Source organism: Streptococcus oralis, assembly GCF_003944215.1.
Classification (GTDB): Bacteria; Bacillota; Bacilli; order Lactobacillales; family Streptococcaceae; genus Streptococcus; species Streptococcus oralis_BI.
Window position 1 is genome coordinate 17,066 of the sequence record NZ_RJVZ01000014.1, and the last position, 22,027, is coordinate 39,092.

The 22,027-nt window shown below is 40.9% G+C and carries 22 protein-coding genes and 1 pseudogene; 13 read left to right on the plus strand and 10 right to left on the minus strand.

What is annotated here, in order from left to right; all coding sequences use genetic code 11:
• Positions 1 to 11: 11 nt before the first annotated feature.
• The 5 genes from lysS to D8804_RS08065 form a co-directional block, all read right to left on the minus strand.
• Positions 12 to 1,502, minus strand: coding sequence for a lysine--tRNA ligase (gene lysS / locus D8804_RS08045; protein ID WP_125399428.1), 1,491 nt, complete (start codon positions 1,500 to 1,502; stop codon positions 12 to 14).
• A gap of 138 nt (positions 1,503 to 1,640) precedes the next feature.
• Positions 1,641 to 2,264 carry a histidine phosphatase family protein gene (locus D8804_RS08050; protein ID WP_125399429.1) on the minus strand — a complete coding sequence of 208 codons (624 nt, stop codon included), beginning with the start codon at positions 2,262 to 2,264 and terminating at the stop codon, positions 1,641 to 1,643.
• Positions 2,264 to 2,746: an aminoacyl-tRNA deacylase gene (locus D8804_RS08055; protein ID WP_001085916.1), complete on the minus strand. Its 483-nt coding sequence runs from the start codon at positions 2,744 to 2,746 to the stop codon at positions 2,264 to 2,266. The genes D8804_RS08050 and D8804_RS08055 overlap by 1 nt, the downstream gene beginning before the upstream one ends.
• Complete coding sequence (locus D8804_RS08060) at positions 2,746 to 3,588, minus strand: DUF368 domain-containing protein (protein WP_125399430.1); 843 nt, start codon at positions 3,586 to 3,588, stop codon at positions 2,746 to 2,748. Before D8804_RS08060 ends, D8804_RS08055 begins: the two co-directional genes overlap by 1 nt.
• A 106-nt stretch (positions 3,589 to 3,694) precedes the next feature.
• Positions 3,695 to 4,495: a glycoside hydrolase family 25 protein gene (locus D8804_RS08065; RefSeq protein WP_125399431.1), complete on the minus strand. Its 801-nt coding sequence runs from the start codon at positions 4,493 to 4,495 to the stop codon at positions 3,695 to 3,697.
• 158 nt (positions 4,496 to 4,653) lie between these two features.
• Between D8804_RS08065 and glmU the strand changes: the two genes are divergently transcribed.
• From glmU to D8804_RS08100, 7 genes are all read left to right on the plus strand, one after another.
• On the plus strand, positions 4,654 to 6,033 hold the full coding sequence (gene glmU, locus D8804_RS08070; RefSeq protein ID WP_125399432.1) for a bifunctional UDP-N-acetylglucosamine diphosphorylase/glucosamine-1-phosphate N-acetyltransferase GlmU: 1,380 nt from the start codon (positions 4,654 to 4,656) through the stop codon (positions 6,031 to 6,033).
• Between the two features lie 9 nt (positions 6,034 to 6,042).
• On the plus strand, positions 6,043 to 6,588 hold the full coding sequence (locus D8804_RS08075) for an NUDIX hydrolase (protein ID WP_125399433.1): 546 nt from the start codon (positions 6,043 to 6,045) through the stop codon (positions 6,586 to 6,588).
• A gap of 11 nt (positions 6,589 to 6,599) precedes the next feature.
• Positions 6,600 to 6,911, plus strand: coding sequence for a cell wall synthase accessory phosphoprotein MacP (macP, locus tag D8804_RS08080; protein ID WP_125399434.1), 312 nt, complete (start codon positions 6,600 to 6,602; stop codon positions 6,909 to 6,911).
• A 15-nt stretch (positions 6,912 to 6,926) separates the two neighbouring features.
• Positions 6,927 to 7,619, plus strand: a complete 693-nt coding sequence (locus D8804_RS08085) for a 5'-methylthioadenosine/adenosylhomocysteine nucleosidase (RefSeq protein WP_125399435.1) — start codon at positions 6,927 to 6,929, stop codon at positions 7,617 to 7,619.
• Positions 7,620 to 7,695: 76 nt separating this feature from the next.
• On the plus strand, positions 7,696 to 8,190 hold the full coding sequence (gene rocS, locus D8804_RS08090) for a chromosome segregation protein RocS (protein WP_000021247.1): 495 nt from the start codon (positions 7,696 to 7,698) through the stop codon (positions 8,188 to 8,190).
• An 81-nt stretch (positions 8,191 to 8,271) separates the two neighbouring features.
• Positions 8,272 to 8,862, plus strand: a complete 591-nt coding sequence (locus D8804_RS08095) for a 3'-5' exonuclease (protein WP_125399436.1) — start codon at positions 8,272 to 8,274, stop codon at positions 8,860 to 8,862.
• Between the two features lie 8 nt (positions 8,863 to 8,870).
• Complete coding sequence (locus D8804_RS08100; RefSeq protein ID WP_125399437.1) at positions 8,871 to 10,634, plus strand: glycerophosphoryl diester phosphodiesterase membrane domain-containing protein; 1,764 nt, start codon at positions 8,871 to 8,873, stop codon at positions 10,632 to 10,634.
• A gap of 46 nt (positions 10,635 to 10,680) precedes the next feature.
• On the opposite strand, the gene D8804_RS08105 is transcribed toward D8804_RS08100, so the two are convergent.
• Entirely contained in the window at positions 10,681 to 10,980 is a 300-nt protein-coding gene (locus D8804_RS08105; RefSeq protein WP_061416779.1) for a YbaB/EbfC family nucleoid-associated protein, read from the minus strand.
• A 50-nt stretch (positions 10,981 to 11,030) separates the two neighbouring features.
• Positions 11,031 to 11,747: pseudogene (locus D8804_RS08110) on the minus strand (IS30 family transposase); the annotation flags it as partial.
• Positions 11,748 to 11,854: 107 nt separating this feature from the next.
• On the opposite strand from D8804_RS08110, the gene D8804_RS08115 reads away from it, so the two are divergent.
• Genes D8804_RS08115 through ftsY form a run of 3 tightly spaced genes read left to right on the plus strand, consistent with a single transcriptional unit; the run spans position 11,855 to position 14,778 of the window.
• On the plus strand, positions 11,855 to 12,664 hold the full coding sequence (locus D8804_RS08115; RefSeq protein WP_125399438.1) for a Cof-type HAD-IIB family hydrolase: 810 nt from the start codon (positions 11,855 to 11,857) through the stop codon (positions 12,662 to 12,664).
• Positions 12,646 to 13,464 (plus strand): Cof-type HAD-IIB family hydrolase, encoded by an 819-nt coding sequence (locus D8804_RS08120; RefSeq protein ID WP_125399439.1) that lies wholly within the window; start codon positions 12,646 to 12,648, stop codon positions 13,462 to 13,464. The genes D8804_RS08115 and D8804_RS08120 overlap by 19 nt, the downstream gene beginning before the upstream one ends.
• 3 nt (positions 13,465 to 13,467) lie before the next feature.
• On the plus strand, positions 13,468 to 14,778 hold the full coding sequence (ftsY, locus tag D8804_RS08125; protein ID WP_125399440.1) for a signal recognition particle-docking protein FtsY: 1,311 nt from the start codon (positions 13,468 to 13,470) through the stop codon (positions 14,776 to 14,778).
• A gap of 44 nt (positions 14,779 to 14,822) precedes the next feature.
• Here ftsY and zwf read toward each other — a convergent pair whose 3' ends face one another.
• The 3 genes from zwf to D8804_RS08140 form a co-directional block, all read right to left on the minus strand.
• A complete protein-coding gene (zwf, locus tag D8804_RS08130; protein ID WP_125399441.1) occupies positions 14,823 to 16,310 on the minus strand; it encodes a glucose-6-phosphate dehydrogenase in 1,488 nt (495 codons plus the stop codon).
• A 148-nt stretch (positions 16,311 to 16,458) separates the two neighbouring features.
• On the minus strand, positions 16,459 to 17,199 hold the full coding sequence (locus D8804_RS08135) for an amino acid ABC transporter ATP-binding protein (protein ID WP_001096337.1): 741 nt from the start codon (positions 17,197 to 17,199) through the stop codon (positions 16,459 to 16,461).
• Positions 17,199 to 18,647: an amino acid ABC transporter substrate-binding protein/permease gene (locus tag D8804_RS08140; protein ID WP_125399442.1), complete on the minus strand. Its 1,449-nt coding sequence runs from the start codon at positions 18,645 to 18,647 to the stop codon at positions 17,199 to 17,201. Before D8804_RS08140 ends, D8804_RS08135 begins: the two co-directional genes overlap by 1 nt.
• A gap of 172 nt (positions 18,648 to 18,819) precedes the next feature.
• Between D8804_RS08140 and D8804_RS08145 the strand changes: the two genes are divergently transcribed.
• The 3 genes from D8804_RS08145 to D8804_RS08155 form a co-directional block, all read left to right on the plus strand.
• The gene (locus D8804_RS08145; RefSeq protein WP_125399443.1) at positions 18,820 to 19,773 is read left to right on the plus strand and encodes a CPBP family intramembrane glutamic endopeptidase; all 954 of its coding nucleotides are present in this window, start codon (positions 18,820 to 18,822) and stop codon (positions 19,771 to 19,773) included.
• 76 nt (positions 19,774 to 19,849) lie between these two features.
• Positions 19,850 to 21,838, plus strand: a complete 1,989-nt coding sequence (gene uvrB, locus D8804_RS08150) for an excinuclease ABC subunit UvrB (protein ID WP_125399444.1) — start codon at positions 19,850 to 19,852, stop codon at positions 21,836 to 21,838.
• Positions 21,838 to 22,027: hypothetical protein (locus D8804_RS08155; RefSeq protein ID WP_142999714.1), on the plus strand; the 190-nt coding region annotated here is incomplete at its 3' end. The genes uvrB and D8804_RS08155, both read left to right, overlap by 1 nt.

Genomic DNA, 22,027 nt, shown 5'->3' on the forward strand with positions numbered 1-22,027 from the left:
AGGACATTAGTTTATTTCATTGTTGGGAAGAGCAATACGTCACGGATAGTGGTTGTATCAGCGAGGAGCATGCAGAGACGGTCAATACCGATTCCCAAACCACCTGTTGGTGGCATACCATATTCAAGGGCTTCGATGTAATCGTAGTCGATGCCTGTTGCCTCGTCGTCACCAAGTTCTTTAGCTTTAGCTTGAGCTTCAAAACGGCTAAGCTGATCGATTGGGTCGTTCAACTCGGTAAAGGCATTACCATATTCCTTGGTCATAATGAAGAGCTCGAAACGGTCAGTAAAGCGTTCGTCTTCAGGATTTTTCTTAGCGAGCGGTGAGACAGCTACTGGATGACCATAGACAAAGGTTGGTTGGATCAAGGTTTCTTCAACGTACTCTTCAAAGAAAGCGTTGATGATGTGACCAACTTCAGTGTAGTGTTTTTCAACTGGAACTTTCTTCTCAGCAGCGATAGCTTTTGCTTCCTCGAAGGTCATGTCTTGCCAGAAATCTACGCCAGTAATTTCCTTGATAGCATCCACCATGTGAACACGTTTAAATGGTTCATTGATTTTGATTTCAGTACCTTGATAGTTTACTGGGCCATCACCTTTGACTGATTTAGCAGCGTGCTGGATAATACCCTCCGTCAAGTCCATGATATCTTGGAAGTCAGCATAAGCTTGATAAACTTCGATAGAAGTGAACTCAGGGTTATGAGTGGCGTCCATTCCTTCGTTACGGAAGATACGGCCAATCTCGTAAACACGTTCCATACCACCAACGATAAGACGTTTCAAGTGAAGCTCAGTCGCGATACGAAGTACCATGTCGATGTTTTGTGCATTGTGGTGAGTGATAAATGGACGAGCCGCAGCACCACCGGCTTCGTTGTGAAGAACAGGTGTTTCCACTTCAAGGAAACCTTTTTGGTCGAGGTAACGACGGATTTCAGAGATGATTTTTGAACGAGTGACAAAACGCTCAAAGCTTTCGCGGTTAGAAATCAAGTCAAGGTAACGTTTACGGTAAATTGTTTCAACATCAGTCAAACCGTGGAATTTCTCGGGAAGCGGGCGAAGTGCTTTAGACAAGTGTGTAATGTGAGTTGCCTTGATAGAAAGTTCTCCCATATCGGTACGCATGACTTCACCTTCGACACCAAGGAAGTCACCGAGGTCAGCCTTTTTGAAGATTTCGTAGTTTTCTTCACCGACTTCGTCTTTACGAACGTAGATCTGGATTTGACCTTCTCGGTCTTGAAGATGGGCAAAGCCGACTTTCCCTTTACCACGTTTAGTTACTAAACGTCCAGCGATAGTAGCAGTTTCGTTTAATTCATGTAATTGTTCTTTATCAAGTTCTGCAAATTTGTCTTTTAGTTCTTGAGAGTTAGCAGTACGTTCAAAACGTTTTCCGAAGGGATCGATTCCTTGTTCACGGAGCGCAGCCATTTTTTCACGGCGAACGATCTGCTGGTCATTTAGTTCTTCCATATGTTCTGTAGACATGGGTTCCTCCTAATTTTACTCAAAATTGAATACGATGAGTCATTTTTTGCGATACTCCCATTTTATCATAAATAGCAGAGAAATTCACGGATATTCTTTGAAAACTAAAAAGAACTTGACTATTAAGATCAAGTCCCATTATTTTCTTTGATAGGAAGTGTCATTCCATCTTTCCAGAGTGAAGGTTTCAAAATCATTAGTCTCTAAAACTGTCAGACTAGCATTGGCCAAGCCTCCATTTTTGCGAAGATGAGCCTCTTTATATCCTAAAAGTGTTCGAAGGCTAGCAGTGAGATTTGCACCATGACCGACGATTAGAATGTTTTCAGCCGGACTTCCTTTCAGAGATTTGATAAATTGAATGGTGCGTTTGGTAGTACTGTAAAGGGATTCCGCTTCAAACATCCTTGTATCAAACTGAGCCAGATTGGAGCGAAAGGCCTTGATTTGTTGTGGATAGATGGCATTGAGCGTTGCGATTTTTAAACCTTCAAGTTTTCCAAGTTGCCATTCGCGTAGGTCTGGAATACTTTCTAAAGGACAGGGGGCCTGGAGTTGATTTTGGATAATTTCAGCAGATTTGACCGCTCTGGGTAAATCACTTGAATATATCTTATCAAAAGGAATATCCTTAAGATACTGGCCAAGTTGTTTTAGGGTGTCAATGGCTTCCGGAAGAAGGGGTGAGTCGCCACTAGCACCTTGAAAACGTCCTTCAAGATTCCAGAGAGTGCGACCATGACGAACAAAATAGAGTTTCATTACTTACTGTCCTCCAAGATATCTGCAAAATCCGCTTTTACAAAGCTGGCCAAGTCTCGAGGGCGTACGATGATACTATGTCCGACTTCCCCAGCAGAGACGATCATTTGGTCCAAATCCAAAGCAGTCTTATCAATAAAAATTGGATAATTGTGTTTTTGGCGAATGCCGACGGGGTTATTAGCTCCATGAATATAGCCTGTCGTTTTTTCTAGGTCTTTTTGAGGAATCATACTCACTTTTTTATTGCCAGAAACCTTTGCTAGTTTTTTCTCAGCGAGGTGTTCTGTTAAGGGAACGATTCCGATAATCGGTCCTGTCTTGTCTCCCAAAAGAGCCAAGGTTTTAAAGATATGAGTTCGATCATATTCCGAAGGTAGTTCACCCTCAAGCGCGTTGATTTGAATGCCTGTGTGTTCAATACCCGCCTTGGTCAAGATTTGTTCGACCAAGGTTTTTTTAATCTTGACTTTCTTTGCCATTATTTATATTTATCCTCCAATTGACTCATCCAGATACCAAGCCAAATGCCAAGCGCAAAGAAGAAGGCAACGAGTACATAGCTCACAATAGAAAGTCCAGTGTATTGGATACTTTCAGCATTTCCAGCATTTGGAATCAAAATTAAGAGGGTGCTTGATAGAACAATCCCAATGATAAAGTGATAAACACGGGAGTGGTAGTTGTTCAAGGCATGGTCTATTAATTTTGAAAAGATAATGAGAGTTGCTCCTGCACCAATGCCGATAGGAAGGAAAGTACCAAATAAATCAAAGGTTTTAAAACCAGTGAGCATTGGAGCGTACAGTCCCAAAATCAAAAGTAGATTTGACGGACTCAAGCCGGGCACCAAGACACCAAGAGCTAAAAGAACACCTGCCAAGATGAAGTTTACAAAACTAGCACTGAGTGAACCTACAACAAAATTTAAAGCGTAGAGGCCAAATCCTGAAAGGATAAAGGTAGCCCAGAACCAGACTAGGTCAATCTTGTCCCGATCAGATTCTCGAGTAGATTCTTTAAGGAGGCTAGGAACTGTACCGATGATAGCTCCTGCAAAGCTCCACAAAACATAGACTTGATAGTTTTCTAGCAAATACTCGATCGGATAAGAAAACAAACCAATGCCTAGCAACATCCCGATAGCTACTGGGATAAAGTAAAGGACATTCTCTTTAAAATCCTTAAAAGGATGAGCCAGAAAGCCAATCATTCGCTCGTAAATTCCCAAAATAGCTGCTAAAACACCGCCAGAAATTCCAGGTAGGATAAATCCTAAGGCGATGACGATTCCTTTAATAACTCGTGCAATCCATGAAAACATAATAAAATCCTCAATTTCATAAAATTCTTTCTCTATGCTATCAATTATAACACAGACGGGGAGAAAATGAAAAAACAAGTGAAAAAGTTTGTTATTTTCACTTGTCTTATGGTCTCAAAAATATTTTTCGGAAGGTTTCTTCCTTCTCTTTAGCAGTAGAAATCAAATTGATGTCCAAATGATGTTCAAATCCTGCAATTCTTCCTTTAGATGTGTACTGGTGGAGATCGTAGTCCAGATCAGTATTTGGCTTCGTTTCAAAATAACCAGAGTCCGTTCCATAGGAAGGGATCCAAATAGCAGTGAACTTTTCTGTATTGATACTATGCTCTTGCATGAAGTAAACTCCAACGTAGATGCCGATGTTTTTAGCGCCGAGAGCTGCCAGTTTGGCGCGAAAGGCCTCAACACCTTCATTCATATCAGACATTGTTTTTTCTTCAACATCTAACCAGTAGTAGCTAGGATTGTAGGGAGAAGCAGCATTATAGAAAACTTCAGCAGCCTTCTCCATATCTTCTTTACTTTTTCCAGCTACATAGGCATAAACCCCCACAGGGACATTCCGTTTTTGAAATTCTGATATGTGATTTTTATAGGCTTTATCGACACCATTGATAAAGGCAGCATCATTTGTTTCAGTGTGCTGAGCCCCATTGTGCACGCGAACGATGACACCAGAAATATTTTGAGATAAGGTGTCGTAGTTAATCTCCTCAGGTCTTTGCCAACCAGAGACATCGATAATGGGCTTGTCAAGATTATGCAAGGCTTGTGTTTCAACTTGAAGAGCATTTGGCTTAGTTTTGATAGGATGATCCTCAAAACTTGGTCTATTGAGGAGTAAAATCGCTATGAAAACTCCAAATAAACTCAAAATAATAGCTGGATGAATTTTTTTTCTCATACTTATTTAGTTTATCGTAAAAATTTAAAAAAATCAAAGGAAACAGTCTAGAAATGTAGAGAAGTAGGGGAGATTTTCAGGAAAGCACCTGTTTGTTTGTTCTTTAAAAGTAAAATTATGGTATAATATAAGGGAATTTTTACAGAAAAGAGAATAGTATGTCAAATTATGCCATTATTTTAGCAGCGGGTAAGGGTACTCGCATGAAATCAGATCTTCCAAAAGTACTTCATAAAGTAGCAGGAATTTCGATGTTGGAACACGTTTTTCGTAGTGTTGGTGCTATTCAACCTGAAAAGACAGTTACCGTAGTTGGACACAAGGCAGAGTTAGTTGAGCAAGTCTTGGCTGGACAGACAGACTTTGTAACTCAATCAGAACAACTAGGAACAGGGCATGCTGTCATGATGGCAGAGCCCATCCTCCAAAATCGTTCTGGACATACCTTGGTTATCGCTGGGGATACACCTCTGATTACAGGTGAAAGCTTGAAAAATCTCTTGGATTTCCATATCAATCACAAAAATGTAGCGACTATTTTAACGGCTGAAGCGGCAAATCCTTTCGGATACGGTCGAATTGTCCGCAACGATAATGCTGAAGTTCTTCGCATTGTTGAGCAGAAAGATGCTACTGACTTTGAAAAGCAAATTAAGGAAATCAATACAGGAACTTACGTTTTTGATAACCAACGTCTTTTTGAAGCTCTTAAAAATATCAACACCAACAATGCCCAAGGTGAGTATTATATTACCGATGTGATTGGTATTTTCCGTAATGCGGGTGAGAAGGTTGGTGCCTATACTCTCAAGGACTTTGATGAAAGTCTTGGGGTAAATGACCGTGTAGCTCTTGCGACTGCGGAAGCAGTGATGCGCCGCCGTATCAATCAAAAACATATGGTCAATGGTATCAGCTTTGTTAATCCAGAAGCGACTTACATTGACATTGATGTTGATATTGCTCCTGAAGTCCAAATCGAAGCCAACGTTACCTTAAAAGGTCAAACGAAGATTGGTGCGGAGACTATTTTAACAAATGGAACTTATATCGTGGATAGCACTATCGGAGCTGGAGCCGTGATTACGAACTCTATGATTGAGGAGAGTAGTGTTGCGGACGGTGTGACAGTCGGTCCTTATGCCCATATCCGTCCAGGTTCAAGCCTTGCTTCTCAAGTTCACATTGGAAACTTTGTTGAGGTTAAAAGTTCTTCAATCGGTGAGAATACCAAGGCAGGCCATTTGACCTATATCGGAAACTGTGAAGTCGGTAGCCATGTTAACTTCGGTGCTGGTACCATTACAGTTAACTATGACGGGAAAAACAAATATAAGACTGTGATTGGCAACAATGTCTTTGTTGGTTCAAATTCAACCATCATCGCCCCTGTAGAACTTGGAGACAATTCTCTTGTTGGAGCTGGTTCAACTATTACCAAGAATGTTCCTGCTGATGCTATTGCTATTGGACGTGGACGACAAGTTAACAAAGATGAATACGCAACACGCTTACCTCATCATCCTAATAACCAGTAGGAGTTTGTCATGGAATTTGAAGAAAAAACGATTAGCCGGAAGGAAATCTACCAAGGTCCTATTTTTAAACTAGTGCAAGATCAGGTGGAACTACCAGAAGGGAAGGGAACTGCCCAACGTGATCTGATTTTTCACAATGGGGCTGTTTGTGTTCTAGCTGTGACAGCTGAGGATAAAATCGTCCTCGTTAAGCAATACCGAAAGGCTATCGAGGCGGTTTCTTATGAGATTCCTGCTGGAAAACTGGAAATTGGTGAAAATGCGGATCCAATAGCAGCTGCCCTTCGTGAATTGGAAGAAGAAGTTGCCTACACTGGTAAGTTAGAACTGTTGTACGATTTCTATTCTGCGATTGGATTTTGTAATGAAAAACTAAAACTCTACCTTGCTAGTGATTTGGTCAAGGTGGAAAATCCTCGCCCACAAGATGATGATGAAACCTTGGAAGTCCTAGAAGTAAGTCTAGAGGAAGCCAAGAACCTGATTCAGTCAGGTCATATCTGTGATGCCAAGACCATTATGGCGATTCAGTACTGGGAACTACAAAAGAAATAGAGGAGAAACCCATGGGAAAACCTTTATTAACAGACGAAATGATTGAACGTGCCAATCGTGGTGAGAAAATCTCAGGACCACCTCTTCAAGATGATGAGGAAACAAAGATCCTACCAACGTCTTCACAACATTTTGGTTATTCACGTTCTAGAGATCATGGTTTTAGTCAAGATACACTTACAATCGAAGTAGAGCCAACGATTCATAAGAGCCGCCGCATTGAGAACACTAAGAGAAATGTCTTCAACTCAAAACTCAACCGAGTCTTGTTTGTGGTGATTTTACTTTTGATTTTGCTAGTTTTGGCAATGAAACTCTTGTAATTGAAAGGAAATGAAATGAAAATTGGAATCATTGCTGCCATGCCAGAAGAGCTGATACATTTGACTCAGAATTTGGACAAACCTAAAGAAGTTCAAGTCCTAGGAAACACCTACTACACTGGCACTATTGGCAAGACAGAAGTTGTCCTAGTTCAGAGTGGGATTGGAAAGGTCATGTCGGCTATGAGTGTAGCTGTCCTAGCTGACCATTTTCAAGTAGAAGCCATTATTAATACAGGATCAGCAGGTGCTCTTGCAGAAAGGGTTGCTGTTGGTGATGTAGTGATTGCGGATAAACTAGTCTATCATGATGTGGACGTGACTGCATTTGGCTATGCTTATGGTCAGATGGCTGGTCAACCCCTCTACTTTGAATCTGATAAGAACTTTATCACTAGGATTCAAGAAAGTTTATCTCAATTAGAGCAGACTTGGCATCTAGGCTTGATTGCTACAGGGGATAGTTTTATAGCTGGGGATGATAAGATTGCTAGTATCAAATCCCATTTTCCAGGTGTTTTAGCAGTTGAAATGGAAGGGGCAGCCATTGCTCAGGCGGCTCAGGCTCTTGGCCTACCTTTCCTAGTCATTCGTGCTATGAGCGACAATGCCAATCACGAGGCCTCTATCTCATTTGATGAGTTTATCATTGAAGCTGGACGTCGTTCTGCCCAAGTTTTACTAGCCTTTTTAAAGGCCTTGAATTAAGCCAAAATTTGACAGTTTTTCTTGCTTATGATAAGATTTAAATAAAGAAAAGCTAGAAAACGTTTCAGAGGATATTATGAGTATTGAAATGACCGTCAGCGAGATTGCAGAGGTCTTAGGACTATCTCGTCAGGCAATCAACAATCGTGTCAAAGAACTTCCAGAAGAGGACACGAAAAAAAATGACAAAGGTGTAACAGTAGTTACTCGAAGTGGCTTGATCAAGCTAGAAGAAATCTATAAAAAAACGATTTTTGAAGATGAACCAGTCAGTGATGATGTCAAACAACGCGAACTGATGGAAATCTTGGTCGATGAGAAAAATGCTGAAATTCTTCGTTTGTACGAGCAACTCAAGGCCAAGGACCAGCAACTGGCAGAAAAAGATGAGCAGATGCGCATCAAAGACCGCCAGATTGCAGAAAAGGACAAACAATTGGACCAACAGCAACAGTTAACTCTTCAAGCAATGAAGGATCAAGAAAGCTTGAAACTCGAGTTGGACCAAGCAAAAGAAGAAGTCCAAGCAACCAAAAAAGGCTTTTTTGCTCGCCTGTTTGGAGGAAAATAAAGAAGCTGTTTGGGTTATTCACTAACCTGATGGCTTCTTTTATTATTTATAGTTTAAATTGAGTCGAAATTGAGGTAAATGATGGAAAAATTAAGAGACTATATCGCCTTTGACTTAGAATTCAATCAACACGAAGGGGTTACCCATTTAATTCAGGTATCAGCAGTTCGTTTTCAAGATGGTCAAGAGATAGGTGCCTTTGATTCTTATGTCTATACCAGCGTGCCTTTAAAGAGTTTTATTAATGGTTTGACAGGAATTACAGCTGAAACTTTGAAAGATGCGCCAATGGTGGAGCAAGTTTTAAAGGACTTTCAAGCATTTGTTGGCAATTCACCTATCGTTGGATACAATGCAGCTAAGAGTGATTTGCCTATTCTCTTGGAGCATGGCTTGGACTATCGTGACCAGTATAAGGTAGACCTATATGATGAGGCTTTTGAACGCCGTAGTTCTGACCTACACGGCATAGCTAATCTCAAACTGCAAACTGTGGCGAATTTTTTAGGATTTAAAGGTCAATCGCATAATAGTTTAGAAGATGCCCGTATGACGGCGCGTGTTTATGAAGCCTTTTTGGAATCGGATGAAGGAAAACTATTGTTAGAAGAACAGAGCAATCTATCCATGAATCCCTTTGGTGGGCTAGACTTATCTCAATTTCTAGACTAGGAGTGCTTATGAAACCTGAAAAACCTAAAAAGCTAGGTTTTAGGAAAATTTACCTCAACCTAGATAAAGTTCTCTTCCTCTTTTTCTTAATTTTCATGATGGTGGAGTATTTGTGGTTACCTCTCAATTCGTTTCTTGCTGGTCTTTTACTCAGCCAGACGGGCTATTTGTTTATTTCTTACAATAATATTTTTGCCATTATCACGAGTTCGCCATTAATCAGTCTGGCCTTTCTCGTCTTGATTGTAATCAATCTTTTGGTGGCCTATTTCCAGATTTGCCTCCTCTTTATTGGGGCGCGTCACCTTCTCTACCACGAAAAGAGAACCTTGATTGAGTACAGTCGCAAAGTTTTCCAGCAAAGTTTTCTGTTCATGAAACGCTTGAGCTTCTGTAAGATGGCCTTTGTATTCTTCTACGTAGCCATGCTCTTTCCTTTCATCAGGAAAATTTTAAAAATTTATTACTTAAATAAAATCGTTATTCCAGACTTTATCGTGACTTATCTGGAAGACAAGTACTGGCTAGTAGGCTTGATGATTTTTGCATCTGCTTGGATTTTGCTCTATGTGTCTGTCCGACTCATGTTTGCCCTTCCGAAGATTCTCTTTGAAAAGAGGACTGTGAGAGAAGGAGTAAAATATAGCCTACAAAAGACAAAAAAACAAGTTCTCTTTTATGCTTGGAACTTGCTACTCATTATTATTAAAACTTATCTCTTTTTCTTCCTTCTCTTGACTCCTTTGCTAATAGGGCAGATTGTAATTGACAATTTAACACAGAAAGAATCACTGATTCTTGGAGTTATCAACTTTGTCTTGATAAAAAACATCCACTATATGGCCTTGACCTATTTCCTTGTTAAGTTTGTCTCCTTTTTGACAGGTGAGGAACTGGAGATTATGCCAAGAAGAAAAAAAGACCATTTGATGAGATGGGGAGTTATGGGCTGCGCTAGTATCTTTTTTGCGCTGGAAGGTTATATCTATCTGGAAGCTCCTGTGACAAATACCCCTTTAGTCATTTCACATAGGGGCGTTTCAAATAAAAATGGTGTACAAAACACTGTACAGTCTTTGGAAAAAACAGCGCAATTGAAACCAGATTTGATTGAAATGGATGTACAGGAGACCAAAGATGGTCAGTTTGTGATGATGCATGACGCCAATCTTAAGAACTTAGCAGGTATCAATGCCAGACCTCAAGACTTGACTTTGGAGGAGTTGACAGGGTTAGATATTTCTGAAAATGGCTATCGAACCAAGATATCTAGTTTTGATGACTATCTCAATCGCGCGAATGAACTTCATCAAAGATTGTTGATTGAAATTAAAACCAGTAAAAAAGACAGTCCACAAATGATGGAACGTTTCCTTGAAAAGTATGGGGCGACTATCAAGAAATATGGACACCAGATGCAATCACTAGACTATCATGTGATTGATAAGGTGTTGGCTTATGATTCTGAAATTCCAGTTTACTTTATTCTTCCCTATAACAGTATCTTCCCAAAAACCAAGGCAACGGGCTATACCATGGAGTATTCAACATTGGATGAATATTTTGTTACTAAACTTTGGTATACAGAACAAAAGCTTTACGTATGGACCATCAATAGCTCTGATGCACTTGATAAATCGTTGCAGTTGTCAGTGGATGGGATGATTACAGATGACATGGAGATGCTACAGGAGACTTTAGCAGCAGCTCAGGAAGATCCAGAATACACCGATCTCCTTTTGAAAAAAGCTACGGAGTTCTTTAATTTCTAACATAGAAAAAAGGAGAAGTGAACCTTCCTCCTTTTTCTGTAGGTGATTAGAATGGTAATTTTCCAGCGAAAGCACCTAGTTTTTTCTTAGTCGTTTCATCGATTTGTTCTAGAGCAGCGTTGATGGCTTGAACGGTCATATCAGACAAGGTTTCTAGGTCTTCTGGATCTACAACCGCTGGGTTAAAGTCAATGCTGACCACCTTTTTATCTCCAGTTAAGGTCGCTTGGACAAGGTCTTGAGCAGATTTTCCAACAAATTGCATAGCAGCGAGTTCTGCTTGACTTTGTTCCATTTGTTTTTGAAGTTTTTGTGCTTGGCGCATCATGTTTTGCATGTTCATCATAGCGATTTACAGTTTCCTTTTCTATTATTTTCTTTTTTATTTTATCAATTTTAGGGGTAAAAGTCTATTATTAGTTTAAAGCTAAATTTCAAGTTAGCCAGCAAGCAGTCTTCTCTGGGAGACTTGTAGTCCAAGTATTTTTTAGGATAGTTGTTGATCCAATTTTCGATGAAGGCGACTTCTTTAGGAATCGTTTTCTTGGTTCCTTTAGGTAACCATCTACGAATGAGCCTATTGTGATTCTCATTGATTCCCCTTTCCCAATAGGCATAGGGGTGTGCATAGTAGATATACTCCTTAGAAAATACATCAGCCAAGCGGTTGAATTCGGCTCCATTATCTGCCGTGATGGAAAGAATGTGATGTTGTCTTAAGATAAGTTTTAGAGCCTTATTGACGGACTCAGCGCTCTTATTTGGAATCAATCGTATGATTTGATGTCTGCTCCTTTGATCCGTCAAGACCAGTAGACAGTGGTTTTTCGCTCTTGTAAGTAGGACTGTATCAATCTCATAATGTCCATTCTCCAAGCGAAGATTGATAGCTTTAGGACGCTGTTCGATGGATTGACCAGCAGGTTTAAAGTTGGGGTTAGCTTGTTTCTTGACAGTTTTTCCTTTTCTAGGATAAAGGAGGTTCTGTTTGTTCAATCCCAATTTTCCATGATGAATCCAGTAGTAGATGGTAGAAATTCCCACTGTAACGCCCTTAGCTTTGACCATCATTTCAGGAGACAACTTTTGGTTATGATAGTGGAGAATCTTTACCGAAAAAGCCCTGCTATCCAATAGCCAATCCTTCTGTACTAGTTCTTTTTTAGCTTATCTATGGTATAATAGAAGGTAGATTTATCAATTGGAGTATGAAGGATTTTATGATTAAACTTGTAGCAACTGATATGGACGGAACCTTTCTTGACGGAAAGGGTCAGTTTGATATGGAACGCCTCAAAAACTTACTTGTTTCCTACAAGGAAAAGGGGATTTATTTTGCCGTGGCTTCAGGTCGTGGTATCTTATCCCTGAAAAAGCTGTTTGCGGATGTGCGTGATGAAGTGATTTTTATAGCTGAAAATGGGAGCTATGTTGAGTTTCATGGTGAGGATATGTATGAGGCTACTATGTCACGGGATTTTTACTTGAGCACTTTTGAAGCTTTGAAGAAATCGCCCTATTTTGATGAAAACAAAATGCTACTGACTGGGAAAAAAGCTTGTTATGTATTGGACACTGTGGATGAGACTTATCTCATGTTTAGCCGTCACTACAATGAAAATATTCAAAAAGTAGCGAGTTTGGAAGATATCAAGGATGAGATTTTTAAATTCACCACTAACTTTACAGAAGATACGATAGAAGCTGGAGAGGCCTGGGTCAACGAAAACGTTTCTGGTGTGAAAGCCATGACAACTGGTTTTGAATCCATCGATATTGTCTTGGACTATGTTGATAAGGGTGTGGCTATTGTTGAGTTGGCTAAAAAGCTGGGTATGACCATGGATCAGGTCATGGCGTTTGGCGATAATCTCAATGATCTTCACATGATGCAGGTTGTCGGTCACCCAATCGTTCCAGAAAACGCGCGACCAGAGATTTTAGAATTAGCAGAGACAGTGATTGGCCACCATAAGGACCAATCAGTGATGGCTTATATGGAGGGCTCACAATGGCAGATATTAAATTGATTGCACTGGACTTGGATGGCACTTTGCTGACAACGGATAAAAAGCTGACAGATCGTACCAAGGAAGTCCTCAAAGCTGCGCGTGATCGTGGCATCAAGATCGTACTGACAACAGGGCGTCCTCTAAAGGCTATGGATTTCTTTCTCCATGAGCTAGGGACTGACGGTCAGGAGGACGAGTACACCATCACCTTTAATGGTGGTCTAGTGCAGAAAAACACGGGAGAGATTCTCGATAAAACCGTCTTTTCAATCGATGATGTGGCACGCTTGTACGAGGAAACTGAAAAACTAGGGTTGCCGTTAGATGCCATTTCAGAAGGAACAGTCTATCAAATCCAGTCGGACCAAGAAAGTCTCTATGCTAAGTTCAACCCAGCCCTGACTTTCGTACCTGTCGCTTTTGAAGATCTATCTAGTCAGATGACGTATAATAAATGTGTGACTGCCTTTGCCCAAGAACCTTTGGATGCGGCGATTCAACAGATTTCTCCAGAATTGTTTGACCAATATGAAATCTTCAAATCGCGTGAACTCTTATTGGAATGGTCGCCGAAAAATGTCCACAAGGCAACAGGTTTAGCGAAATTAATTAAACACTTGGGAATCGACCAAAGTCAAGTCATGGCTTGTGGGGACGAGGCCAATGACCTTTCCATGATTGAGTGGGCGGGTCTAGGAGTTGCCATGCAAAATGCAGTTCCAGCAGTTAAAGCAGTTGCCAATGTGATTACCCCGATGACCAACGACGAGGAAGCTGTTGCCTGGGCTATCGAAGAATATGTGCTAAAGGAGAGTTAAAAAATGGGATTATTTGACCGTTTATTCGGAAAAAAAGAAGAGCCAAAAATCGAAGATGTTGTAAAAGAAGCACTGGAAAATCTTGATTTGTCAGAAGAGGTTGAAGAAAACCAAACGGCAGTCGAAGAAACTTCTCAGGAAGAAACAACAAGAGACAAAGTGGAAGAAACACTTGCTCAAGAAGAAATTCCTCAGATCTCGACAGAAGAAGTTATTGAACCAGAAGCAGTCGAAGAAACTGCTCAGGAAGAGCTTGAGCTAGAATCTGATGAGCTAGAGAAAAGCCAAGAGCCTGAAGAAATTCTAGAAGAAGAGAACCAAGAAACTGTAGAGTTCGAAGAAGGGTTAGCTTCTGAAGTAGTAGAAGAAGAACTTCCTCAGGTTGAAGAAACTGTACAGGAAAAATATGACCGCAGTCTCAAGAAAACCCGTACAGGATTCGGTGCTCGTTTGAATGCCTTCTTTGCCAACTTCCGTTCTGTTGATGAAGAATTCTTCGAAGAATTGGAAGAACTGCTCATCATGAGCGACGTCGGTGTGCAAGTCGCTTCAAACTTAACAGAAGAACTACGTTATGAAGCTAAACTCGAAAATGCTAAGAAGCCTGACGCACTCCGTCGTGTCATTATCGAGAAATTGGTCGAGCTCTACGAAAAGGATGGCAACTACGATGAACAAATCCATTTCCAAGATGGTTTGACAGTCATGCTCTTTGTCGGAGTCAACGGTGTTGGGAAAACAACTTCTATTGGGAAATTGGCTCATCGCTACAAACAAGCTGGCAAGAAGGTCATGTTGGTTGCGGCAGATACCTTCCGTGCGGGTGCTGTGGCCCAGCTAGCTGAATGGGGTCGACGTGTGGATGTTCCGGTTGTGACGGGACCTGAAAAGGCTGATCCAGCAAGCGTGGTCTTTGATGGGATGGAACGTGCTGTAGCAGAAGGGATTGATATCCTTATGATTGATACAGCAGGTCGTCTCCAAAACAAGGACAACCTTATGGCCGAGTTGGAAAAGATTGGTCGCATTATCAAACGTGTCGTTCCTGAAGCACCTCATGAAACTTTCCTGGCACTCGATGCTTCAACTGGACAGAATGCCTTGGTGCAAGCTAAGGAATTTTCTAAGATAACACCATTGACTGGAATTGTTTTGACAAAAATTGACGGAACTGCCCGAGGTGGTGTTGTTCTGGCTATCCGCGAAGAACTCAATATCCCAGTAAAATTGATTGGTTTCGGTGAAAAAATCGATGATATCGGGGAATTTAACTCAGAAAACTTTATGAAGGGTCTCTTAGAAGGCTTGATTTAATACAAAATAAATATCCTGCAAGTCAATCTTGCAGGATATTTTTGCTATTCTAAACGGCCATCTTCACGATAGGCGATATCTGGTTGCCAGGTCCATTTGGCTCCATACTTCTCAAGTAAGTCAAAGCTAGCTTGAGGCCCCATGCTTCCTGCTTTATAGTCATGAAGTGGGGCGCCATTTTGAGCCCAGAGCTCTTCAATACGGTCAATCAATTCCCAAGAAGCGCTAACTTCTTCCCAGTGGCTAAAGTTAGTTGAATCGTTATTCAATACATCGTAGATTAGCTTTTCGTATGGATCTGGTGAAGCACCAGTAGCGGTAGCATCAGTTCTGTAGTCAAGCGAATTGTGTGCAAGTTTGAACTCTTCTCCAACTTCCTTACCGTTGAGGCTGAGAGAGAATCCCTCTGTTGGCTGGATGTAGATGGTCAAGATATTTGGTGCCAAAGGCTCACCAAAGATAGAATCCATTTGCTTAAAGACGATATTGACATGAGTGCCTTTTTCTGTCAGGCGTTTACCAGTACGGAAGAAAAAGGGAACACCACGGAAGCGATCGCTATCTACAAAGAAGGCACCAGATGCAAAGGTTTCTGTTGTAGATTCAGGATCGACATTTGGCTCGCTTCGATAGGAAATGTATTTCATGCCATCGATTTTACCAGAGCGATATTGACCACGGATAAACTGTTCTTTCAATTCTTCCTCAGTTGGATGATAGAGGTTTTTAAAGACCTTTATCTTTTCAGCACGAATCTCATCCTTTGTAAAGCTAGCTGGTTTGTCCATGGCTAGAAGAGAGAGGAGTTGGAGTGTATGGTTTTGCACCATATCACGAAGGGCACCAGATTGATCATAGTAGCCACCACGTTCTTCTACACCCAAGCGTTCCGCAAAGGTAATTTGAACATTATCAATGTGTTCGCGATTCCAAACATTCTCAAAGATCATATTGGCAAAACGAACAGCAAAGATACTCTGAATCATCTCTTTACCTAGGTAATGGTCAATTCGGTAGATTTGCTCCTCATCAAAGGCCGCAAGGAGATCTTCATTGAGCTTGCCAGCTGTTTCGTAGTCTGTACCAAATGGTTTCTCAACGATCAAGCGCTCAAAACCTTTGCCATCAACAATGTTTTCAGATTTGAGGTGCTTGGCAATAGTTCCAAAGAACTGAGGTGCCATAGACAAGAAGAAGAGCTTATTATGTTCAGCTTGGTATTTTTCGTTAAGCTCAGCTTGTAATTGGCGCAAAGCAATGTAATGTTCCGTATCATTCACATCATGGCTTTGATAGTAGAAGTGGCTAGCAAATTCTTGGGCTTGCTCGGTACTATCTGCCAAGTCAAGGATGGACTCGACAACTACAGATTCAAAATATTCCTTACTCCAAGGTCTACGAGCTGTTCCGATAACAGCAAAATGCTCAGAGAGATTGCCTGATTTATAGAGCCTGAAAAGGGAAGGGTAGAGTTTGCGTTTAGCTAAATCTCCACTCGCACCGAAAATTGTAACAATAACCTTTGATGACATCTAGCTACCTAATTTCTATATTTTTTCCTAGTTGGACTAGGGATGAGATTTTCTCATTGTCATAGATTTTATTTTATCATAATTTTCAAAAAAATCAAAAATCCAATACGCAATTAAAAAAGTGTAAGGAGAACCTTACACTTTCGTTTTATACATTTAAGACCTTGTCCAAGAACTCTTTTAGACGAGGGTGTTGCGGGTTGTCGAAGATTTGATCTGGAGTTCCATCTTCCAGGAACTCACCATCAGCCGTAAAGATAACACGATTGGCCACCTGACGAGCAAATCCCATCTCGTGGGTTACGATGATCATGGTCATGCCTTGCTCTGCTAATTCCTTCATAACGTTTAGTACATCTCCAACCATTTCAGGGTCAAGAGCGGAAGTTGGTTCATCAAAGAGCATGATATCAGGATTCATGGCAAGTCCACGAGCGATGGCTACACGCTGTTTCTGACCACCTGAAAGGCTATCTGGATTGGCATTAGCTTTATCTGCTAGTCCAACCTTTTCAAGCAACTCCATTCCCAATTTCTCAGCTTCTTCTTTGGTCATTCGTTTGTGTTCAATAGGAGCAAAAGTGATATTCTCTAGAACGGACATGTGAGGAAAGAGGTTGAAATGTTGGAAAACCATTCCCACGTTTTCGCGAACATGGTCGACATTGGTTGACTTTTCAGTCAGATCATAACCATTTACTGTGATGTGGCCACTCGTTACCTCCTCGAGGAGGTTAAGGCTACGGAGGAAGGTCGATTTACCAGAACCAGAAGGACCGATGATACAAACAACATCTCCTTCATAAAACTTAGTAGTAATACCTTTTAAAACTTCGTTTTTTCCATAATACTTATGCAAATCATTTACATCAATTTTTAGTTTTGCCATTAACGAATCCTCTTTTCTAAGCGTTTCGCTAGTCTAGTCAAAAGCGTGATAATTACAAGATAGAAGATAGCAAGGATTGCATACATCTTGAAACTTTGGTAGTTACGGGCGATGATGATCTTACCAGTTTGGAAGAGTTCAACCAAACCGATAGCAGAGACGATGGTTGTATCTTTAAGAGCGATAACGAATTGGTTGACAAAGTTTGGCAACATCAATTTAGTCGCTTGTGGCAAGATAATCTTACGCATGGTTTTTCCATAAGAGATACCAAGACTGCGACTGGCCTCCATTTGCCCAACTGGAACAGCTTGAATCCCGCCACGAACAATTTCAGCGATATAAGCAGCTGCATTGAGTGAGAGGGCGATAGTACCAGCTACAAAGTCGTTAATCGGACTCTGTTGACCTGTGATAGACTCGATGAAGTTTGGAATACCCCAGAAGATGAAGGCTGCAAGAATCATCAAGGGAATACCACGAATAACGTCAACGAAAATCTCAGAGATCAGACGAAGAGATTTGTATGGGCTAACGCTAAACATACCAAAGATAATCCCGATGACAATGGCTATTGCAAATGAAATAAGTGCAAGAGCAAGAGTGATTCCAAGTCCACTGAGAAGTTGTTTGTAGTTGTTTTGAAGCAAGCCCCAGATAGTAGTTTCGTCAACCGTACTTGTTGAATCAGTTGAAGTTTCGCTAGCTAGATACTTGTCAAGAATCTTTTGGAATTCTCCGTTAGCTTTGAGGTTCGCAAGTCCGTTATTGAACATCTGGATCAATTCAGGGTTTGTTCCTTTTTTAACGGCAAAGGCTGTTTCACCGATTGGAGTTCCAGCGATTGGCGTTTTCAATTTTTGACCTTGGCTGATAGAATATTTGAGAACAGGCTCGTCATCCATCACGGCATCGATAGATCCAGTATTCAGACTGTCATACATAGAAGCGCCATCTGCAAAAGTTTTAATCTTGTAACCGTATTTGCTTTGGTTCTCTGTAAGGAATGTTTGAGAAGCCGTCCCGTTTTTAACACCAACTGTCTTATCCTTGAGGTCTTCATAAGAAGCGATGGTACTGGATTCTTTGACACCGAGAATGGTATTAGCAGTGTAGTAGGAATCTGAGAAGTCAAACGTTGCTTTACGAGCGTCCGTAATAGACATTCCAGCGATGATACCATCTGCTTGTCCGGCCTGAACAGCACTGATCGCTGCATCAAAGCCTGGGTTAGTAATCTCAATTTCAAAACCTTGATCTTTGGCAATAGCCTTGATCAGGTCCATATCAATACCAGTGTACTCGTTGCTTGAATTTTGAAATACGAAGGGAGCAAAAGATGAATCACTTGCAATAACATACTTAGATTTAACTGTGTCAGCTTTTACTACTCCTAGTGAGAAAATGGGAAATAAAATGAGCAAACATGCTAGTATTTTTTTCTTCATTTTTAGTCTCCTTTTCCGAATATTTTCTCATTATATCAGAAAATGGATGAAAAGGCAAATTTTTATATTTTTGTGTCAGAAAATATAACATCTATATTTTCTTTTCCTTCTTGAATTGCTACTATAAAATGATATAATAATAGTATGTAATAGAAGAAATGAGGGCAGGAACATGAAGAATAAAAGAATATTTAAAGACTTCCAATCTTCCCAAATGAGTTTAAATATTTACACAAGTCCTTTGTTAGCCTTTGTTTTTGTCTTTATAGGAGAGTTTGTTGCATATACTTTGTATGGTATTAGCTTGTTAGCTCTCATCGGACTTGCTAGAAATTTTGGAGAGGCTGGTCAAAATCTTGCAACTTACTTGCAAACCTTGCAGCAGAGCTTGACGGATAAAACAAGTGACTTTCGTTTAATTTTAGCATTGCTGTCCTTTGGTTTTATTCTCAACACTGTGTTCAGATGGACTAAAAAAGTTGAGAAAAGATCTATTAGAACCTTGGGATTTTATAGAGAAAATTTCCTTAGCAGTCTTCTGAAAGGATTTGGCCTAGGTTTGGCACTTTTTCTTCTGACCTTGTTAGGTTTGGTGGTCTTGGGGCAATATCGTTTGGAATCCATTCGCTTGAATCCTTATTCGCTTACTTTTGTCGTCTTTACTATCCCATTTTGGATTTTACAGGGGACAGCAGAAGAAGTGGTGTCCCGTGCTTGGCTTCTTCCACAATTGGCCTCAAGAACCAATCTAAAACTTGCTGTTGTCATATCTAGCATATTCTTTACCCTGCTTCATGTGGGGAATTCTGGTCTAACACCTCTATCTCTAGTGAATCTCTTTTTATTCGGAGTTGCTATGGCTCTTTACCTTCTCAAAACCGATACAGTTTGGGGTGTTGCAGGTATTCATGGGGCTTGGAATTTTGCTCAAGGAAATCTCTTTGGGATTTTAGTTAGTGGTCAACCGTCAGGAACGTCTCTGATGACCTTTTTACCACAAGGCGAACAGGGCTGGCTATCAGGAGGCTCTTTTGGGATTGAAGGTTCTATCATGACAAGTTTAGTCTTGTTACTTCTGATTGTCTATCTCGCTAATCAATTAAAGAAAGAAAATGAAAGGATGTGACTTAGGTCCGTCCTTTTCTTCGTGAAAATGCTATAAGTATGCTAAAATAGGAATAGCACATCGAGAGAGGATTCTTATGATCAATCGAATTACAGATAATACATTTAAACTAGTATCAAAATACCAACCTTCAGGAGATCAACCCCAAGCTATTGAGCAGTTGGTCGATAATATCGAGGGTGGAGAAAAGGCTCAGATTCTGATGGGGGCGACGGGTACAGGGAAGACCTATACCATGAGTCAGGTCATTTCCAAAGTCAATAAACCAACTTTGGTCATTGCCCACAATAAGACTCTGGCTGGTCAGCTCTATGGGGAGTTTAAGGAATTTTTTCCTGAAAATGCTGTTGAGTATTTTGTATCTTACTATGATTATTACCAACCTGAGGCCTATGTCCCTTCGAGTGATACTTATATTGAAAAGGATAGCTCGGTCAATGATGAGATTGACAAGCTCCGCCACTCGGCGACTTCAGCCCTTTTAGAGCGTAATGACGTCATTGTCGTAGCTTCTGTCTCTTGTATCTATGGTTTGGGTTCGCCAAAGGAATATTCTGATAGTGTTGTTAGTCTTCGTCCAGGTCTTGAGATTTCGCGTGATAAACTCTTGAATGACTTGGTAGATATTCAGTTTGAACGCAATGATATTGATTTCCAACGGGGAAGATTTCGTGTGCGTGGGGATGTGGTAGAGATTTTTCCAGCTTCCCGTGATGAACACGCTTTTCGAGTAGAGTTCTTCGGAGATGAAATTGACCGTATCCGTGAAGTTGAAGCGCTGACAGGCCAAGTCCTTGGTGAAGTGGATCATCTGGCGATTTTCCCAGCCACTCACTTTGTGACCAATGATGATCACATGGAAGTTGCCATTGCCAAGATTCAGGCAGAATTAGAAGAGCAGTTAGCTGTCTTTGAGAAGGAGGGCAAACTGCTGGAAGCCCAGCGTTTGAAACAGCGGACAGAGTATGATATCGAGATGTTACGTGAGATGGGTTATACAAATGGGGTTGAGAACTACTCTCGTCACATGGATGGTCGTAGCGAAGGAGAGCCCCCTTATACGCTTCTTGACTTCTTCCCAGATGATTTCTTGATTATGATTGATGAAAGTCACATGACCATGGGGCAGATCAAGGGAATGTACAATGGAGACCGTTCGCGTAAGGAAATGTTGGTCAATTATGGTTTCCGTTTACCGTCTGCCTTGGACAATCGTCCTCTCCGTCGGGAGGAGTTTGAAAGCCATGTCCATCAGATTGTTTACGTTTCAGCGACACCAGGTGACTATGAAAATGAACAGACCGAGACAGTGATTGAGCAAATCATTCGTCCAACAGGGCTTCTAGACCCAGAGGTGGAAGTCCGTCCGACTATGGGACAGATTGATGACCTCCTAGGTGAAATCAATGCCCGTGTTGAAAAGAATGAACGGACCTTTATCACAACCTTGACCAAGAAAATGGCCGAGGACTTAACTGACTACTTCAAAGAAATGGGCATCAAGGTCAAGTATATGCACTCAGATATCAAGACTTTAGAGCGGACGGAGATTATCCGTGACCTGCGCTTGGGTGTTTTTGATGTCTTAGTAGGGATTAACCTCCTTCGTGAAGGAATTGACGTGCCTGAAGTGAGTCTTGTAGCTATTCTTGATGCTGACAAGGAAGGCTTCCTCCGTAACGAACGCGGCTTAATCCAGACTATTGGTCGCGCTGCTCGTAATAGCGAAGGGCATGTCATCATGTATGCGGACACGATGACTCAGTCTATGCAACGTGCCATTGATGAAACGGCTCGCCGTCGGAAAATCCAGATGGCCTATAATGAAGAGCATGGTATCGTCCCTCAGACAATCAAGAAAGAAATCCGTGACCTAATCGCCGTGACCAAGGCAGTTGCCAAGGAAGAGGACAAGGAAGTCGATATCAATAGCCTTAACAAACAAGAACGCAAAGAACTCGTCAAGAAACTGGAGAAACAAATGCAAGAAGCCGTCGAAGTGCTTGACTTTGAACTGGCTGCTCAGATTCGTGATATGATGCTGGAAGTCAAGGCGTTGGGGTAATGAAAGGAAAAAAAGAAATGGATATATTAGATGATTATAAAAAAGGAGCTGACCATTTTGAATTAAAAAATGCTATACAGTCTTTAGAGGATTTAGATAGTAAAGTAGAGAATATCAAGAACATAATGGAAGTTTTTTTCCAATTTTCTCCAAAAGAAAAATGGGAAAAATTAGAAACAACTTTATATA

What these genes read in the sequence shown, in the direction of transcription:
- D8804_RS08120 (WP_125399439.1), top strand. Translation starts at nt 12,646, where the DNA reads ATGGCAGATATTAAATTGATTGCACTGGACTTGGATGGCACTTTGCTG.
- ftsY (WP_125399440.1), top strand. Translation starts at nt 13,468, where the DNA reads ATGGGATTATTTGACCGTTTATTCGGAAAAAAAGAAGAGCCAAAAATC.
- D8804_RS08085 (WP_125399435.1), top strand. Translation starts at nt 6,927, where the DNA reads ATGAAAATTGGAATCATTGCTGCCATGCCAGAAGAGCTGATACATTTG.
- zwf (WP_125399441.1), bottom strand. Translation starts at nt 16,310, where the DNA reads ATGTCATCAAAGGTTATTGTTACAATTTTCGGTGCGAGTGGAGATTTA.
- uvrB (WP_125399444.1), top strand. Translation starts at nt 19,850, where the DNA reads ATGATCAATCGAATTACAGATAATACATTTAAACTAGTATCAAAATAC.
- rocS (WP_000021247.1), top strand. Translation starts at nt 7,696, where the DNA reads ATGAGTATTGAAATGACCGTCAGCGAGATTGCAGAGGTCTTAGGACTA.
- D8804_RS08050 (WP_125399429.1), bottom strand. Translation starts at nt 2,264, where the DNA reads ATGAAACTCTATTTTGTTCGTCATGGTCGCACTCTCTGGAATCTTGAA.
- D8804_RS08145 (WP_125399443.1), top strand. Translation starts at nt 18,820, where the DNA reads ATGAAGAATAAAAGAATATTTAAAGACTTCCAATCTTCCCAAATGAGT.
- D8804_RS08065 (WP_125399431.1), bottom strand. Translation starts at nt 4,495, where the DNA reads ATGAGAAAAAAAATTCATCCAGCTATTATTTTGAGTTTATTTGGAGTT.
- D8804_RS08095 (WP_125399436.1), top strand. Translation starts at nt 8,272, where the DNA reads ATGGAAAAATTAAGAGACTATATCGCCTTTGACTTAGAATTCAATCAA.
- glmU (WP_125399432.1), top strand. Translation starts at nt 4,654, where the DNA reads ATGTCAAATTATGCCATTATTTTAGCAGCGGGTAAGGGTACTCGCATG.
- macP (WP_125399434.1), top strand. Translation starts at nt 6,600, where the DNA reads ATGGGAAAACCTTTATTAACAGACGAAATGATTGAACGTGCCAATCGT.
- D8804_RS08060 (WP_125399430.1), bottom strand. Translation starts at nt 3,588, where the DNA reads ATGTTTTCATGGATTGCACGAGTTATTAAAGGAATCGTCATCGCCTTA.
- D8804_RS08115 (WP_125399438.1), top strand. Translation starts at nt 11,855, where the DNA reads ATGATTAAACTTGTAGCAACTGATATGGACGGAACCTTTCTTGACGGA.
- D8804_RS08075 (WP_125399433.1), top strand. Translation starts at nt 6,043, where the DNA reads ATGGAATTTGAAGAAAAAACGATTAGCCGGAAGGAAATCTACCAAGGT.
- lysS (WP_125399428.1), bottom strand. Translation starts at nt 1,502, where the DNA reads ATGTCTACAGAACATATGGAAGAACTAAATGACCAGCAGATCGTTCGC.
- D8804_RS08135 (WP_001096337.1), bottom strand. Translation starts at nt 17,199, where the DNA reads ATGGCAAAACTAAAAATTGATGTAAATGATTTGCATAAGTATTATGGA.
- D8804_RS08055 (WP_001085916.1), bottom strand. Translation starts at nt 2,746, where the DNA reads ATGGCAAAGAAAGTCAAGATTAAAAAAACCTTGGTCGAACAAATCTTG.
- D8804_RS08100 (WP_125399437.1), top strand. Translation starts at nt 8,871, where the DNA reads ATGAAACCTGAAAAACCTAAAAAGCTAGGTTTTAGGAAAATTTACCTC.
- D8804_RS08140 (WP_125399442.1), bottom strand. Translation starts at nt 18,647, where the DNA reads ATGAAGAAAAAAATACTAGCATGTTTGCTCATTTTATTTCCCATTTTC.
- D8804_RS08105 (WP_061416779.1), bottom strand. Translation starts at nt 10,980, where the DNA reads ATGATGAACATGCAAAACATGATGCGCCAAGCACAAAAACTTCAAAAA.